At 67.9% G+C, this 15,078-nt stretch carries 14 protein-coding genes; 4 read left to right on the top strand and 10 right to left on the bottom strand.

What is annotated here, in order from left to right:
- Nucleotides 1-91: 91 nt before the first annotated feature.
- The 4 genes from qcrB to ctaE are packed head-to-tail and all read right to left on the bottom strand — an operon-like array spanning nt 92 to nt 4,274.
- Nucleotides 92-1,735 (bottom strand): cytochrome bc1 complex cytochrome b subunit, encoded by a 1,644-nt coding sequence (qcrB, locus tag AQJ46_RS14490; protein WP_059205995.1) that lies wholly within the window; start codon nt 1,733-1,735, stop codon nt 92-94.
- A complete protein-coding gene (gene qcrA / locus AQJ46_RS14485) occupies nt 1,732-2,787 on the bottom strand; it encodes a cytochrome bc1 complex Rieske iron-sulfur subunit (protein WP_057611788.1) in 1,056 nt (351 codons plus the stop codon). Before qcrA ends, qcrB begins: the two co-directional genes overlap by 4 nt.
- Nucleotides 2,784-3,593 carry a cytochrome bc1 complex diheme cytochrome c subunit gene (gene qcrC / locus AQJ46_RS14480; protein ID WP_059205994.1) on the bottom strand — a complete coding sequence of 270 codons (810 nt, stop codon included), beginning with the start codon at nt 3,591-3,593 and terminating at the stop codon, nt 2,784-2,786. Before qcrC ends, qcrA begins: the two co-directional genes overlap by 4 nt.
- A gap of 60 nt (nt 3,594-3,653) precedes the next feature.
- On the bottom strand, nt 3,654-4,274 hold the full coding sequence (gene ctaE / locus AQJ46_RS14475; protein WP_020115835.1) for an aa3-type cytochrome oxidase subunit III: 621 nt from the start codon (nt 4,272-4,274) through the stop codon (nt 3,654-3,656).
- Nucleotides 4,275-4,419: 145 nt separating this feature from the next.
- Between ctaE and AQJ46_RS14470 the strand changes: the two genes are divergently transcribed.
- Complete coding sequence (locus AQJ46_RS14470) at nt 4,420-4,821, top strand: response regulator (protein WP_057611786.1); 402 nt, start codon at nt 4,420-4,422, stop codon at nt 4,819-4,821.
- Nucleotides 4,822-4,840: 19 nt separating this feature from the next.
- On the opposite strand, the gene AQJ46_RS14465 is transcribed toward AQJ46_RS14470, so the two are convergent.
- The 4 genes from AQJ46_RS14465 to ctaC all read right to left on the bottom strand — a co-directional run bounded on the left by AQJ46_RS14465 (nt 4,841) and on the right by ctaC (nt 9,334).
- Nucleotides 4,841-6,103: a L,D-transpeptidase gene (locus tag AQJ46_RS14465; protein ID WP_059205993.1), complete on the bottom strand. Its 1,263-nt coding sequence runs from the start codon at nt 6,101-6,103 to the stop codon at nt 4,841-4,843.
- 131 nt (nt 6,104-6,234) lie between these two features.
- Nucleotides 6,235-6,633, bottom strand: coding sequence for a cytochrome c oxidase subunit 4 (locus tag AQJ46_RS14460; protein WP_057611784.1), 399 nt, complete (start codon nt 6,631-6,633; stop codon nt 6,235-6,237).
- Complete coding sequence (gene ctaD, locus AQJ46_RS14455) at nt 6,630-8,372, bottom strand: aa3-type cytochrome oxidase subunit I (protein WP_059205992.1); 1,743 nt, start codon at nt 8,370-8,372, stop codon at nt 6,630-6,632. The genes AQJ46_RS14460 and ctaD overlap by 4 nt, the downstream gene beginning before the upstream one ends.
- Nucleotides 8,369-9,334: an aa3-type cytochrome oxidase subunit II gene (gene ctaC, locus AQJ46_RS14450; RefSeq protein WP_059205991.1), complete on the bottom strand. Its 966-nt coding sequence runs from the start codon at nt 9,332-9,334 to the stop codon at nt 8,369-8,371. Before ctaC ends, ctaD begins: the two co-directional genes overlap by 4 nt.
- A 270-nt stretch (nt 9,335-9,604) precedes the next feature.
- On the opposite strand from ctaC, the gene AQJ46_RS14445 reads away from it, so the two are divergent.
- Complete coding sequence (locus tag AQJ46_RS14445) at nt 9,605-10,966, top strand: cysteine desulfurase/sulfurtransferase TusA family protein (protein ID WP_059205990.1); 1,362 nt, start codon at nt 9,605-9,607, stop codon at nt 10,964-10,966.
- A 9-nt stretch (nt 10,967-10,975) separates the two neighbouring features.
- Here the strand turns inward: AQJ46_RS14445 and AQJ46_RS14440 are convergent, their stop codons facing one another.
- Entirely contained in the window at nt 10,976-11,950 is a 975-nt protein-coding gene (locus tag AQJ46_RS14440) for a carbohydrate kinase family protein (RefSeq protein ID WP_059205989.1), read from the bottom strand.
- Between the two features lie 152 nt (nt 11,951-12,102).
- Between AQJ46_RS14440 and AQJ46_RS14435 the strand changes: the two genes are divergently transcribed.
- Nucleotides 12,103-12,312, top strand: a complete 210-nt coding sequence (locus AQJ46_RS14435; protein WP_057611779.1) for a hypothetical protein — start codon at nt 12,103-12,105, stop codon at nt 12,310-12,312.
- Between the two features lie 164 nt (nt 12,313-12,476).
- Nucleotides 12,477-14,456, top strand: a complete 1,980-nt coding sequence (locus AQJ46_RS14430; protein ID WP_059205988.1) for an ICP22 family protein — start codon at nt 12,477-12,479, stop codon at nt 14,454-14,456.
- Nucleotides 14,457-14,537: 81 nt separating this feature from the next.
- Here the strand turns inward: AQJ46_RS14430 and AQJ46_RS14425 are convergent, their stop codons facing one another.
- Nucleotides 14,538-14,894 (bottom strand): iron-sulfur cluster assembly accessory protein, encoded by a 357-nt coding sequence (locus tag AQJ46_RS14425; protein WP_020137379.1) that lies wholly within the window; start codon nt 14,892-14,894, stop codon nt 14,538-14,540.
- Nucleotides 14,895-15,078 lie beyond the last annotated feature (184 nt).

The raw sequence follows: 15,078 nt of genomic DNA, 5'->3' as shown, positions 1-15,078 counted from the left end.
GGTGCTCCCACCCTATCCAGCCCGGGGCACGGCAAAGGGCCCCGTCCGGTGTTCGGACGGGGCCCTTCGTCGCGCGTGGCGAGCGCAGCGATCAGTGGTGGCCGTGGCCGCTCGTGATCTCCTTGTACTCCTCGACGGTGGGCTTGGGGATCTGGGACTCCTCGCCGTAGTACGCCTCGCTCAGCTTGGCGCGCAGCTTCTCGGAGCCCTTCACCTTGCGCTCGACACCGTTCTCGTCGACCGTGGCACCGATCGCGGCCGGCTCGTACTGCTCGTGCGCCGTGAGCGTGTGCAGCTGCTCCTGGCTGAGCGGCTCGTGCACCTCGATGAACTCACCGTGCGGCAGGCGCTTGATGATGCCGGACTCGCGGCCGTGCAGCACCTTGTCCTTGTCGCGGCGCTGGAGGCCGAGGCAGATCCGCTTGGTGGCGATGAACGCGAGGACCGGGGCGACGAAGAACGCGACCCGGACGAACCAGGTGATGGCGTTGATCGACAGGTGGAAGTGGGTGGCCCAGAGGTCGTTTCCACCACCGATCAGCAGCACCATGTACCAGGTGATCCACGCGACGCCGAAGGCGGTACGCGTCGGCGCGTTGCGCGGGCGGTCCAGGATGTGGTGCTCGCGCTTGTCGCCGGTGACCCAGGACTCGATGAACGGGTAGACCGCGATCGCGACCAGGACCAGCGGGAAGATCACCAGCGGGATGAACACACCCAGGACCAGCGTGTGGCCCCAGAAGTTGATCTCCCAGCCCGGCATGACACGGATCAGGCCCTCGGAGAAGCCCATGTACCAGTCCGGCTGGGCGCCCGTGGACACCTGGTCGGGACGGTAGGGGCCCATCGCCCAGATCGGGTTGATCGAGGCGATCGCCGCGATGGCCGCGATGACACCGAAGACCAGGAAGAAGAAGCCTCCGGCCTTGGCCATGTAGACCGGCAGCAGCGGCATGCCGACGACGTTGTTGTTCGTCTTTCCGGGGCCCGCGAACTGCGTGTGCTTGTGGTAGAAGACCAGGATCAGGTGGCCGACGACCAGGCCGAGCATGATGCCCGGCAGCAGCAGCACGTGGATCGAGTAGAAGCGGGCCACGAAGTCGCCGCCCGGGAACTCGCCGCCGAAGAGGAAGAACGACAGATACGTGCCGACGATGGGCACGGACAGGATCGCGCCCTCCATGAAGCGGACACCGGTGCCGGAGAGCAGGTCGTCCGGGAGCGAGTAACCGGTGAAGCCGGTGAACATGCCGAGGACGAACAGCAGGAAGCCGAACAGCCAGTTGACCTCACGCGGCTTGCGGAACGCGCCCGTGAAGAACACACGCATCATGTGCACGAACATGCCGGCGAGGAAGATCAGCGCCGCCCAGTGGTGGATCTGCCGGATCAGCAGGCCACCGCGCACATCGAAGGAGATGTGCATGGTCGAGTTGAACGCCTCGGACATCAGCTGGCCCTGCAGCGGGACGTAGCTGCCGTGGTACTCCACCTCGTTCATCGACGGGTGGAAGAACAGCGTCAGGTACACACCCGTGAGGATGATGATGATGAAGCTGTAGAGGCAGATCTCACCCAGCATGAAGGACCAGTGGTCCGGGAAGATCTTGCGCATGTTGGCCTTGGCCAGGGAGTAGATCCCCAGTCGGCCGTCGGCCCAGTCGGCGACGCGCTCGCCCGCAGGGGCCTTGTCGCGCCGCGCCCCGTTGGCCGCGGTGCTCTCGTTTGTGCTCATCCGCGCTCCCAGAATGCAGGACCGACGGGCTCCTCGAAGTCGCCGAGCGCTTCGAGGTAACCCTGGTCGTTCACGCCGATGCGCAGCTGCGGCAGGGCGTGACCGGCGGGGCCGAAGATCACCCGGGCACCGTCGGAGAGGTCGAAGGTGGACTGGTGGCAGGGGCAGAGCACGTGGTGCGTCTGCTGCTCGTACAGGGAGATCGGGCAACCCACGTGGGTGCAGATCTTCGAGTACGCGACGATCCCCTCGTGCGACCACTCGAGCTCGCGCTTGTCCTTGATGTTGTCCGGCTGGATGCGGATGATCATCAGGGCGGCCTTGGCGATCTCGGTCTGGAACTCCTCGTCGTGCTCCTCCAGGCCCTCGGGCTTGGCGAAGGTCAGCGAGCCGACCGCGACGTCGGAGGGACGCAGCGGCTCGTTGGTGTTCATGTTGACGAGCTGGAGGCCCTTGCGCCACATGGTGTGGCGGAGCTTGGTGCCGGGCAGCGGGCCGAGGTCGCGCAGCAGCATGACGCCGGAGAGCGGGAACAGGGCCAGCGCGCCGAACATCGTGTTGCGGATCAGCTTGCGACGGCCGAGCGCCGACTCCTTGGCGCCCTGCTTGAAGTCCGCGTGGACCTTCGCGCGGACCTCGGGGGACGCCTCGATCGGGTGGCGCTCGTCGGCGATCTCCTCGTCGGACATCAGGGTGCGGGCCCAGTGGACCGCACCCGCGCCGATCGAGAAGAGGGCGAGACCCAGGGTCAGGCCCAGCGCGAAGTTCAGTGCGTTGATGTGCCCGATCGGGAACACGAAGATCGACTTGTCGTGGGGGATGCCCACGTACGAGGCGATGAACCCGACGGTGGCCAGCATCGACACCGTGAACAGCATGGCCACCGTGCGCTCGGACCGCCTGGCGGCCCGCTCGTCGATGTCCTGCACCCGGTGCTCGTGGGGCGGGAGGCCGGGGTCCGCGAAGGGGTCCTTCTCGTCCGCGACGCCTACCGCGCCGTGCGCGTCCTGCTCTGCGGGCAGGTTCTCTTCTGGAATGTCTTGGCTACTCATGACTTCTTGGCCTTTGCGGTCCGAGCGGCGACCCAGACGGCGACCGCGATCAGCGCGCCGAGGCCGAAGATCCAGGCGAACAGGCCTTCGGAGACCGGGCCGAGACCGCCCAGCTCAAGGCCGCCGGGGCTCACGGTGTCGTCGCCGTTGACCGCGTTCAGGTACGCGATGATGTCCTTCTTGTTCTGCTCCGACAGCGTGGTGTCGGGGAACGACGGCATGTTCTGCGGGCCGGTCTGCATGGCCTCGTAGATGTGCTTCGGGTCGACGCCCTCGAGGCTCGGCGCGAACTTGCCGTGCGTCAGCGCGCCACCCTTGCCGGTGAAGTTGTGGCACTGCGTGCAGTTGTCACGGAACAGCTCGCCGCCCTTGGCGATGTCGGCACCGTCGGGGCCGTACTGCGCCTCGGTCGGGATGTTCGGACCCGCGCCCAGCGAGGAGACGAACGCGGCCAGCTGGTCGATCTCGGCCTGCGTGTAGATGACCTTCTTGCGCGGAACCTGCGCGCCCGGCTGCTGGGCCGGCATACGGCCGGTGCCGACCTGGAAGTCGACGGCGGCGGCGCCCACGCCCACGAGGCTCGGACCGTCGGAGGACCCCTGACCGCCGGCGCCGTGGCAACTGGCGCAGCCTACGGCGAAGAGCTTCTTGCCCTCGTCGATGGCCAGGGACTGGGCGGTTTCATCTGCCTGCGCCTTGCTCGCGGGTGCGAACACGGCGTACAGCCCCCCGGTGCATGCCAGCGCGAGGAGTAGGACGACGAGCGCCGCCAGCGGGTGGCGTCGTCGTGCGGAGAGCTTTTTCACGGATTACCCCGGTGTCAGGATCTTCTGCGTCGATGCTTGCGATGTCGGGAGCGGGCCCGGCTACTTGATCAGGTAGATCGTGGCGAAGAGGCCGATCCAGACGACATCGACGAAGTGCCAGTAGTAGGACACGACGATGGCCGCGGTGGCCTGTTCGTGGGTGAACCGCTTCGCCGCGTACGTACGGCCGAGGACGAACAGGAAGGCGATGAGGCCGCCTGTCACGTGCAGACCGTGGAAGCCGGTGGTCAGGTAGAAGACCGACCCGTACGGATCGGACGAGAGGGAGATCCCGTCCTTCTTCACCAGCTCGGTGTACTCGTAGATCTGACCGCCGATGAAGATCGCGCCCATGATGAAGGTGATGATGAACCAGCCCCGGAGCTTCTTCACATCACCTCGCTCGGCGGCGAAAACGCCCAGCTGGCAGGTGAGAGAGGAGAGCACCAGGATCGTGGTGTTCGTCGCCGAGAACGGAACGTTCAGGGCGTGCGCCATCTCTTTCCAGTGATCAGGACCCGTCACCGATCGCAGGGTGAAGTACATCGCGAAGAGGGCCGCGAAGAACATCAGCTCGGAACTCAGCCAGATGATGGTTCCGACGCTGGTGAGGTTCGGCCGGTTGACCGACGGGTGCGCGTGCCCGGTTTCTACTGTCGTTGCTGTCGCCACGACCGACATTATGTCGGTCGCTTATCCCGCCCTCACCCCGGGGGGTGCCGTTCGGAGTGTCTCGCTGTTCCATACCGGTGTTGACGTGGTGTTCAAGGGAGTAGCATCCGGCCCAACGGGCCTGTCCTTACGACGCTGACGTCACGGAGGAACAATGCAGCCGACCGCCACGGTGCTGGTCTACAGCGACGATTCCAACACCCGCGAGCAGGTACGGCTCGCCGCGGGCCGTCGGCCGGCTCCCGACGTCCCGTTGGTCGAGTTCCTGGAGTGCGCCACGCCTGCGGCGGTGCTGAAGGAGCTGGACAAGGGCGGGATCGACGTCTGTGTGCTGGACGGGGAGGCCGTGCCGATGGGCGGCATGGGTCTCTGCCGGCAGATCAAGGACGAGGTCTTCGACTGCCCGCCGGTGCTGTTGCTGATCGGGCGGCCGCAGGACGCGTGGCTGGCGACGTGGAGCCGGGCGGAGGCCGCGGTGACCCATCCGGTGGATCCGGTGGAGTTCGCCTCGGCGCTGGCTTCCCTGCTGCGGGACCGGAAGGCTTTGAGCGCCTGAGAGCCGCTCCCACGGCCCTCTAGACGCTCTGTGGCCTCAGCCTTGCCGTCTGGTCGGGGCGGGGGGCGTCCGGGGTGCCGGCCACCAGGGCGCTGCCGTCGCGCCACTTCTTCCAGTCGAGGTTCCAGTCGCCGAAGCCGTTGCCGAACGGCTCCATGGTGTTGCCGTCCGAGTTGACGACCTGGACCACGTCGCCCTCGTGGACGGTGTTGAAGAACCACTCGGCGTTGGACGTGCTCATGCCGGTGCAGCCGTGGCTGACGTTGGCGTAGCCCTGGGAGCCGACCGACCACGGGGCGGCGTGGACGTACTCACCGCTCCAGGTGACGCGGGTGGCGTAGTAGACCGGGAGGTCGTACGACTCCGAGGAACCCTCGGCGATCCCGATGCTGGTGCCGCGCATACGTACGAAGTACTCCTTGCCCAGCACGACCTTGACGCCGTTGCGGGTGTCGAAGCCCGGCTTGCCGGTGGTGACCGGGAGCTCCTTGATGACCTCGTCGTTCTTGTAGACCTTCATCGAGTGTGACGAGGCGTCCGTCACGGCGATGATGCGGTCGCCGGTGGTCAGCTTCAGGGGCTTCGCCTTGCCGCCATAGAGCCGGTCGCCGATCTTGATGCCCTCCAGGTCGCTGCGGACCTGGATCGTGGCGTGGGCCGGCCAGTACTCCTTGGGCCGGTAGTGGAGCTCCTTGTCGCCCACCCAGTGCCAGGCGCCCGGTACGGCGGGCGTGGAGTCGACCCTGAGGGCGCGTTCTATGACGGCCCGCTGAGCCTTGTCCTTGACAGGTCGGTCCAGCGTGGCGGTGACGGGCTGGCCGACGCCGTACGTGCCCGACTTGGGGCCGAAGGTGACTTTCAGACGCTTCTTGCCCAGCGGCTTGCTGGTGTCGAAGTCGAGGACCTTGCGGCCAGGTGCCCCGTCCTCGTCCTCGGTGCTCACCCGGACGGTGTAGTGGGCGTTTGCCGCCAGCGGGGAGGTGCTGCGCCAGCGGGTGCCGTCGGCGGAGAGTTCGCCCGCCAGATAGCGGCCTGTGGCGTCCGTGGCCGTGACATCGGTGATGCGGCCGTCGTCCTCGTCGGCGGTGACCTCGAGCGGCTTGTCCGGGTCGGCCTTCTTGCCGTCGCCGGTGGGCGCGTTGAAGGCGATCTGGTCCGCCGCGTCGAAGGGCGTGGCCGCCAGCGGGTTCCCGTCGGACCCACAGGCGGCGGCGCTCGCGCCGAGGGCGATCACCAGAAGCGTGCAGCTCACGACGATGCGGGTACGCGGTGCGTGGTTCATGACTTCACGCTAGGAAGCCCCGTCAAGAACGGCGCGCTGGGTGACTCGTACGAGGGACAAGGATTGCTGCAGAAGCAGGAGCCCGGACCCTCCTGTCGGAGTGTCCGGGCTCCTGATGAGCTCTGCTCGTGCTACTGCGTGCGGTTCTCACCGCGGTAGTACTCGAAGACCCAGCCGTACAGGCCGATCAGGATCACCGGCACCGAGAAGTACAGCAGCCACCAGCCGATCGCGACCGACAGGAAGGCCAGGGCGCCGCCGAAGCCGAGGGCGAGCGGCTGCCAGCTGTGCGGGCTGAAGAACCCGACCTCGCCGGCGTCGTCCGCGACGTCGGCCTCCTTGTTGTCCTGCGCGCCTGCGTCCACCCGCCTGGCCGTGAAGCCCAGGTAGAAGCCGATCATGATGGACAGCCCGAAGGCCAGGAAGAGCGCGGTGGTACCGGCCGGCTCCTTCGACCACACGCCATAGACGATCGCCATGACGAGGATGAAGACGCTCAGCCAGATGAACATCCGTCCCTGGATCTTCACTTGCCGGCCTCCTTGCCGCCGTTGCCGGCCAGAGCCTTCTCACCGTGACCGGCGTTCTCGAGCTGGTCGAGAGCGGCGATCTCGGGGTGGTGCAGGTCGAACGCCGGCGATTCGCTGCGGATCCGCGGCAGGGTGAGGAAGTTGTGGCGCGGCGGCGGGCAGGAGGTCGCCCATTCGAGTGAGCGGCCGTAGCCCCACGGGTCGTCGACGCCGACCGGCTTGCCGTACTTGGCCGTCTTCCACACGTTGTAGAGGAACGGCAGGATCGACAGGCCGAGCACGAACGAGCTGATCGTCGAGATCGTGTTCAGGGCGGTGAAGCCGTCGGCCGCCAGGTAGTCGGCGTAACGACGCGGCATGCCCTCGGCGCCCAGCCAGTGCTGGACCAGGAAGGTGCCGTGGAAGCCGATGAACAGCGTCCAGAACGTGATCTTGCCGAGGCGCTCGTCGAGCATCTTGCCGGTGAACTTCGGCCACCAGAAGTGGAAGCCGGAGAACATCGCGAAGACGACGGTGCCGAAGACGACGTAGTGGAAGTGCGCCACCACGAAGTACGAGTCCGAGACGTGGAAGTCCAGCGGGGGCGAGGCCAGGATGACACCGGTCAGACCACCGAAGGTGAAGGTGATCAGGAAGCCGGTGGCCCAGAGCATCGGGGTCTCGAAACTCAGGGACCCCTTCCACATCGTTCCGATCCAGTTGAAGAACTTCACGCCTGTCGGTACGGCGATGAGGAACGTCATGAAGGAGAAGAACGGGAGGAGTACGCCGCCGGTGACGTACATGTGGTGCGCCCACACCGTCACCGACAGACCCGCGATCGCGATGGTCGCCGCGATCAGACCCATGTAGCCGAACATCGGCTTGCGGGAGAAGACCGGGATGACCTCGGAGATGATGCCGAAGAACGGCAGGGCGATGATGTACACCTCTGGATGGCCGAAGAACCAGAAGAGGTGTTGCCACAGCAACGCTCCGCCGTTCGCGGCATCGAAGACGTGTGCCCCGAATTTCCGATCCGCCTCCAGCGCGAACAGCGCGGCGGCGAGCACGGGGAAGGCGAGCAGGACCAGCACCGCGGTCAGCAGCACGTTCCACACGAAGATCGGCATGCGGAACATGGTCATGCCGGGCGCGCGCATGCAGATGATCGTGGTGATGAAGTTGACCGCGCCGAGGATGGTGCCGAAGCCGGAGAAGGCCAGGCCCATGATCCACAGGTCGGCGCCGATGCCCGGAGAGCGGACGGCGTCGGAGAGCGGGGAGTAGGCGAACCAGCCGAAGTCGGCCGCACCCGAGGGGGTGAGGAAGCCGCCGACCGCGATCGTCGAGCCGAACAGGTACAGCCAGTAGGCGAACATGTTCAGCCGCGGGAACGCCACGTCGGGCGCGCCGATCTGCAGCGGCATGATCCAGTTGGTGAAGCCGGCGAACAGCGGCGTCGCGAACATCAGCAGCATGATCGTGCCGTGCATCGTGAACGCCTGGTTGAACTGCTCGTTCGACATGATCTGCAGACCCGGCCGGGCCAGCTCGGCGCGCATGAAGAGCGCCATCACGCCGCCGATGAGGAAGAACGCGAACGACGTGACCAGGTACATCGTGCCGATCGTCTTGTGGTCAGTGGTGGTGAGCCACTTGATGACCACGCTGCCGCGGTTCTGGCGCCGGACCGGCAGTTCGTCCGCGTAGTGGGACCCCGCTTCGGCGGCACCCTGGGGTTCGTTGAGGATGCTCACAGGTTCGTCGTCTCCCGGTCCTTCTCGTGGGCGGTCTGCTCGATGCCCGCGGGAACGTAACCGGTCTGCCCCTTCTTCGCGAGGTCCTTGAGGTGCTGCTCGTAGCGCTCGGGGGAGACGACCTTCACGTTGAACAGCATCCGGGAGTGGTCGACGCCGCACAGTTCGGCGCACTTACCCATGAAGGTGCCCTCCTTGTTCGGAGTCACCTGGAAGGCGTTGGTGTGGCCCGGAATCACGTCCTGCTTCATCAGGAACGGCACCACCCAGAAGGAGTGGATGACGTCACGCGAGGTGAGGACGAAGCGGACCGTCTTGCCCTTGGGGAGCCAGAGGGTCGGGCCGGGGTTGCCGGTCTGCGGGTTCCGCGTGGCGGGCGTACCGAAGTCGTAGACACCGCCGGCGTTCGCCGGGAAGTCGTTCTTGAACCGGGTCGGAATCGCGTCCAGGTTCTTGTCGGTCTTCGCGTCGCCCGTGGAACCCGCGACGGGCTCGATGTAGTTGAAGGCCCAGCTCCACTGGTAGCCGACGACGTTGATGGTGACGTCGGGCTCATCCTTGAGGCTGAGGAGCTTCGACTCGTCGCGGGCCGTGAAGTAGAAGAGGACCGAGACGATGACCAGCGGAACGACCGTGTACAGCGCCTCGATCGGCATGTTGTACCGGGTCTGCGGAGGAACCTCCACCTTGGTACGGCTGCGCCGGTGGAAGATCGTGCTCCACAGGATCAGGCCCCACACCAGCACACCGGTGGCCAGCGCGGCAGCCCAGGAGCCCTGCCACAGGGAGAGGATCCGCGGAGCCTCTTCCGTGGTCGGGGTGGGCATACCAAGGCGGGGGAAGTCTTCCCAGTTGTACGAGCAACCGGTGGCGGTCGCCAGGACCAGGCCCGCAATCATTGCCTGCAGCAGCTTCCGCCGCATCGGGCGCCGCGGCGAGCGGTCGGAGCCGTTGGGACTCACGTAGCGCCTTCCCGAGAGTCTCGCCCGCGCGGATTGGCTGCGGCCTGCCCTTACTCGGTGGTCGGTCGCCGCCCTGCGTCGGGCAGGGGTTTGGATGTTTATGCGGACCAAACCCTAGCCGACGCTCTCCGAGGGTTCAGCGGGAGGGGTGCCTACTGGGTAGGGCGTTCGCTGAATTGGCGGCCGCGGGCCCGTTGTGGCTGGTCGCGCCCCGCGGCGGAGCCGCTATCGGATACAGCCCCGCGCCCCTGGGGAGGTTAGCGTTGCCGTGTGTCATATTTCGACGCTGCTTCCAGTGCGCCTCTTCATCCCGTTGCCCGTCAGGCGCTGTTGGCCTCTCTGGATGAAGGGTGGGCTGATCCCTCTCGCTTGTACCGGGAAGGGCGGCGGGCTCGGCTGTTGTTGGATGCCGCTCGGGAGGCCGCTGCCGAGGCCGTGGGGTGCCGGCCTGACGAACTGGCCTTCACGTCCTCCGGGACGCGGGCCGTGCATGACGGGATCGCGGGGGCGCTGGCCGGTCGGCGTCGGGTCGGACGTCACCTGATCGTGTCAGCCGTCGAACACTCCTCGGTACTTCATTCGGCGGAGCTGTTCGAGGTGACCGAGGTTCCGGTGAGCCGTACGGGAGCGGTGAGCCCGCAGTCGTATGTCGATGCTCTTCGCCCCGACACCGCGCTGGCGTGTCTCCAGTCGGCGAACCATGAGGTGGGGACCGTGCAGCCGGTGGCCGAGGTGGCCGCCGTGTGCCGTCAGGCGGGGGTGCCGTTGCTGGTGGACGCGGCGCAGTCGCTCGGGTGGGGGCCGGTCGAGGGCGAGTGGTCGCTGTTGACGGCCAGCGCGCACAAATGGGGCGGTCCGTCGGGGGTCGGCCTGCTCGCCGTAAGGAAAGGTGTCCGGTTCTCACCCCAGGGACCGGTCGACGAGCGGGAGTCGGGGCGGGCGCCGGGGTTCGAGAACCTGCCGGCCATCGTCGCGGCGGCTGCCTCGCTGCGGGCGGTGCGGGCCGAGGCGGCGCAAGAGGCCGTACGGCTGCGGGAGCTGACGGCGCGGATCCGGGCACGGGTGCCGCGGCTGGTGCCGGACGTGGACGTGGTGGGCGATCCCGAGAAGCGGCTGCCGGGGATCGTCACCTTCTCCTGTCTCTATGTCGACGGAGAGACCTTGCTGCACGAGCTGGACCGGGAGGGGTTCTCCGTTTCCTCCGGATCGTCCTGCACGAGCAGCACGCTGACGCCGAGCCATGTACTGAAGGCGATGGGCGTACTGAGTGAGGGGAATGTGCGGGTTTCGCTGCCCTTCGGGGCGGTCTCTGAGGAGGTCGACCGGTTCCTGGAGGTGTTGCCGGGGGCGGTGGCGGCGGTGCGGGAGAAGCTGGGCGCACCGACGCCTTCGGCTGTGGTGCGGGAGGACTCACTTGTCGTGGACGCCCTCGGCAAGCGCTGCCCCATCCCGGTCATCGAACTGGCCAAGGTGATCGGAGACGTGCCGGTGGGCGGGACCGTCCGGGTCCTGTCGGACGACGAGGCGGCCCGCCTGGACATCCCGGCATGGTGCGAGATGCGGGAGCAGGAGTACGTAGGAGAGGAACCGGCGGAAAACGGAACGGCCTATGTGATCCGCCGGATCAGCTGATGACGGGACTCAGCCCAGGTGCCCCTGGACCTCCGCCGCGGCCTCGTCCCCGTACGCCTTGGTGAACCGCTCCATGAAGTTCCCCCGCCGCAGCCGGTACTCCTGCGTTCCCACGGTCTCGATGACGAGCGTCGCCAGCATGCAGCCCACCTGAGCCGCCCGCTCCAGCGGGACCCCCCAGGCCAGCCCCGACAGGAACCCGGCGCGGAACGCGTCGCCGACGCCCGTGGGGTCCGCCTTGCGCTCCTCCTCCGCGCAGCCGACGACGATCGGCTCCTCGCCGACCTGGTCGATCCGCACACCCTGCGCGCCGAGCGTCGTGACCCGGTGGCCCACCTTCGCCAGGATCTCCGCGTCGGACCAGCCCGTCTTGGACTCGATGAGCCCCTTCTCGTACTCGTTGGAGAAGAGGTACGTGGCGCCGTCCAGCAGTATCCGGATCTCGTCGCCGTTCATCCGGGCGATCTGCTGGGAGAAGTCCGCGGCGAAGGGGATACCGCGCGACCGGCACTCCTCGGTGTGGCGGAGCATCGCCTCGGGGTCGTCGGCGCCGATGAGGACGAGGTCGAGGCCGTCGACCCGGTCGGCCACGGTCTTGAGCTCGATCTGGCGGGCCTCGCTCATCGCGCCCGTGTAGAAGGAGCCGATCTGGTTGTGGTCGGCGTCGGTGGTGCACACGAAGCGGGCGGTGTGCAGGGTCTCGGAGATGCGGACGGACGCGGTGTCGACGCCGTGCCGGTCCAGCCAGGCACGGTACTCGTCGAAGTCGAAGCCCGCGGCGCCGACGAGGATCGGGTTGGTGCCGAGCTGGCCCATACCGAAGGCGATGTTCGCGCCGACGCCTCCCCTGCGTACGTCGAGGTTGTCGACCAGGAAGGAGAGCGAGACCGTGTGCAGTTGGTCCGCGACGAACTGGTCGGCGAAGCGGCCGGGGAAGGTCATGAGGTGGTCGGTGGCGATGGAGCCGGTGACTGCGATGCGCACGGCGTGGCTCTCCTGGGGGGAGGGTGTATTGACGGTTCACGCTATCGGGTCCGTATGGGGTACTGCGAGGCGGCCGACGGCACGGTGAAGCAGGTAAAACTACCCGATAGTAGATCTTTCTTCGCGGGCTCCGGCGTGCATACGGTGCCGTCATGACCAACCTTGAGCTGTACGTCTCCGCTCCGGCCGACCTGGACGGGGGCCTCGCGTCGCTGCTCGGTGACTGCGCCCGGATGGCTCCGCACTGGGCAGCGCCCGACCGGATCGTTTCCCTTCCGGTTTCTCCCTCACTCATCCACGGCGTGACGGTTCCCGAGGGCTCCGCGCGGCTGCTGGAGGCGATGTCGGAGTACGGCGACTGAGCCACGGCGCTCGCGTCGGCGCGTTCGAGGGAACCGCGCGCTCCCCCGCTGCGTCCCATCGCCGTCCCCCGGAAAGGGGATGCGGGATACGACCCGCTTGCCGACCTTTTTGACAGGGTCGGGTCAGGGTCGAGGGACAGTTGCGCAGCAGAAGGAGCGATGCGGTGAACACCGAGCGACCCGACAACGACGAGGCCTCCGGCGGCGGGGACGGGAGCTCTGCGGAAGCGCGCGGTGCGGGGGCGCTCGGCGCCGAGGAGACGCGGGGTTCCGATGCTCACGGCGACGAGACGAGCGCCGGTGGAGCCGAGGGCACCGAGGGCACCGAGGAAGCCTCCGCTGCCGCCGGAGGCTCGACGGAGCACGCCGAGGAAGCGGCGGACGGCTCCCCGGCCTCCGGCTCCGTAGCCGACGCCGACGCCGACGAGCCGGACGGCCCCGCGGCCACCGACGCCCATGCCGACGCTGACACGGCACGGGCTCCCACCGATGGCGAGAGCTCGGCGGCTCCCAGCCGCACCGGCCTCGGCAGGCTTCCGGCACCCGACACCTCTGCCGGCCCGGACGAGCCTGTGGGCCTGGACACCGATCTCGATCAGCCTCAGCCCCCTACCCCCGATACCGCCGGCTCCGGGGCGGACTCCGACCACGATCACGTTCCCGCCGTTGCCGCCCTCCCCGACCCCGACGCCCCCCGTTCCGGTCGGCACCGCTCCCCCGTCGTCATCGCCGCCGTCGCCGCTGCCGTCCTGCTGGTCGGGGGCGGTGGGGCGTATCTCGCCGCCAGTACCTCCGGAGGGTCCGGCGACGGCGCGGCCTCCGGTGCGTCGGGGGACGACACTCCCCCGCCCCTCGCACTCGACGGTTACCGCGTGAGCGGTGGTGCGGGGAACGGGATCGCGCCCGGGGAGCCGAATCCGTACGGCACGACCTACCGCGTCGACGGCAGCCTCCCGGCGGGGCCCCGCTCGGCGCCGGTCTACCGGACCCAGGGGCAGGTCACCGAGGACGACGTGGTGCGGCTCGCCGAAGCGCTCGGGGTCGACGGGACGCCGGTGGCGCAGGGGCAGGTCTGGCGGGTCGGGACCAAGGACGGGTCCGGGCCGAGCCTCCAGGTGAACCGGCAGGCGCCGGGCGCGTGGACGTTCCAGCGCTACTCCCGCGTCATCGACAACTGTGACAGCGCCACCGTGTGCGGAGCCGAGCAGACCCCCACCGGATCTCCGGTGAGCGTGGCGGTCGCGGAGAAGGCCGCCGCGCCGGTACTGAAGGCGGCGGGTCAGGACGGCGCGAAGCTGGACGCGAGCCAGGTCATGGGCGCCCAGCGGGTCGTGAACGCCGATCCGGTCGTGGGCGGGTTGCCCACGTACGGCTGGACGACCGGCGTCACCGTGAACGGTCAGGGTGAAGTGGTCGGCGGCACCGGCCAGTTGAAGGCGCCGGTGAAGAGCGACACGTATCCCGTGCTGAGCGCCGAGAAGACGCTGGGCCTGCTGAACGAGGTGCCCGCGACCGGCCACCGCATGGGGATCGGCGGCTGCGCCAGTCCCGTACCGCTCAAGGACCGGTTGGAGGCGCCCTGCGGGGAGTCGACGGCGAGCCCCGCGAGGAACACGCTCACCGTCGAGAAGGCGGTGTTCGGGCTGGCGTCGCATCTTGTGGCCGGCAGGCAGGCGCTCGTGCCGTCCTGGCTGTTCGAGGTGCGGGCGACGGGCGCGAAGGACGCCTTCACGGTGACGTATCCGGCGGTCGACCCGACGTACATCGCCTCCCCGGCGACGGCGACACCCACGTCACCCGCCACACCCACGGCACCCTCGGACCAGCCGACCTCCGCGCCGAAGACGCGCGACGTCAAGGTGGACGGCTACTCGGCCGAGGGCGACGAGCTGACGCTGAGCTTCACGGGCGGGGTGTGCGGGGACTACGCGGCGACGGCGAGCGAGACCTCGGGCGAGGTGACGGCCAAGGTGACCTATACGCCGTGGCCGGACAAGGTCTGCATCATGATCGCCAAGGAGATTCAGAAGACCGTGCCGCTGAACGAGCCACTCGGTGACCGCAAGGTCGTGGGCTCGGACGGCAAGGAGATCCCGCTGAAGAAGGCGGGGGCACGGCTGCCGGAGACCTCCGGGGCCCGGTAGCCCTGGAGATACGAGAAGGCGGCGGCCCCGTCGGAGGGGGCCGCCGCCTTCTGTCGCTCGAGCCTTGGTCGAACCCGAGGCTTAGCTGAACGAGTCGCCGCAGGCGCAGGAGCCGGTCGCGTTCGGGTTGTCGATCGTGAAGCCCTGCTTCTCGATGGTGTCCACGAAGTCGATGGACGCGCCGCCCAGGTACGGGGCGCTCATGCGGTCGGTGACGACCTTGACGCCACCGAAGTCCTTGACGACGTCCCCGTCGAGGGAACGCTCGTCGAAGAAGAGCTGGTAACGCAGGCCGGAGCAGCCGCCGGGCTGAACGGCGACGCGCAGGGCCAGGTCGTCACGGCCTTCCTGGTCGAGCAGGGCCTTGACCTTCGCCGCGGCGGCGTCGGACAGGATGATGCCGTCGGTGACGGTGCCGGTCTCGTCCGATACGGACATCTACATCTCTCCCGGGTTGTACGGAGACTGCTTACCGACGATTGCAACCGCCGGGGCCGCGGATTCATTCCGGGCCGAGCAACTTGTCTTTTCGCCTGTCCTCTTCATGCTCGCACACCCGCGACGAAGCGAACAGCGGCCCGCGAACCACCCCTCTTCCGGAGGACCGGGATTCACGTCACAT

The sequence above is a fragment of the Streptomyces canus genome, assembly GCF_001514145.1.
GTDB classification, from domain to species: Bacteria; Actinomycetota; Actinomycetes; order Streptomycetales; family Streptomycetaceae; genus Streptomyces; species Streptomyces canus.
Note: the sequence above shows the minus strand (reverse complement) of the source record. Positions and strands in the feature narration are given on the sequence as shown.

Excerpts from the sequence above, each read along its gene's own strand:
- AQJ46_RS14435 (WP_057611779.1), top strand. The coding sequence starts at position 12,103 with ATGACCAACCTTGAGCTGTACGTCTCCGCTCCGGCCGACCTGGACGGG.
- qcrB (WP_059205995.1), bottom strand. The coding sequence starts at position 1,735 with ATGAGCACAAACGAGAGCACCGCGGCCAACGGGGCGCGGCGCGACAAG.
- AQJ46_RS14470 (WP_057611786.1), top strand. The coding sequence starts at position 4,420 with ATGCAGCCGACCGCCACGGTGCTGGTCTACAGCGACGATTCCAACACC.
- ctaE (WP_020115835.1), bottom strand. The coding sequence starts at position 4,274 with ATGTCGGTCGTGGCGACAGCAACGACAGTAGAAACCGGGCACGCGCAC.
- qcrA (WP_057611788.1), bottom strand. The coding sequence starts at position 2,787 with ATGAGTAGCCAAGACATTCCAGAAGAGAACCTGCCCGCAGAGCAGGAC.
- AQJ46_RS14465 (WP_059205993.1), bottom strand. The coding sequence starts at position 6,103 with ATGAACCACGCACCGCGTACCCGCATCGTCGTGAGCTGCACGCTTCTG.
- AQJ46_RS14425 (WP_020137379.1), bottom strand. The coding sequence starts at position 14,894 with ATGTCCGTATCGGACGAGACCGGCACCGTCACCGACGGCATCATCCTG.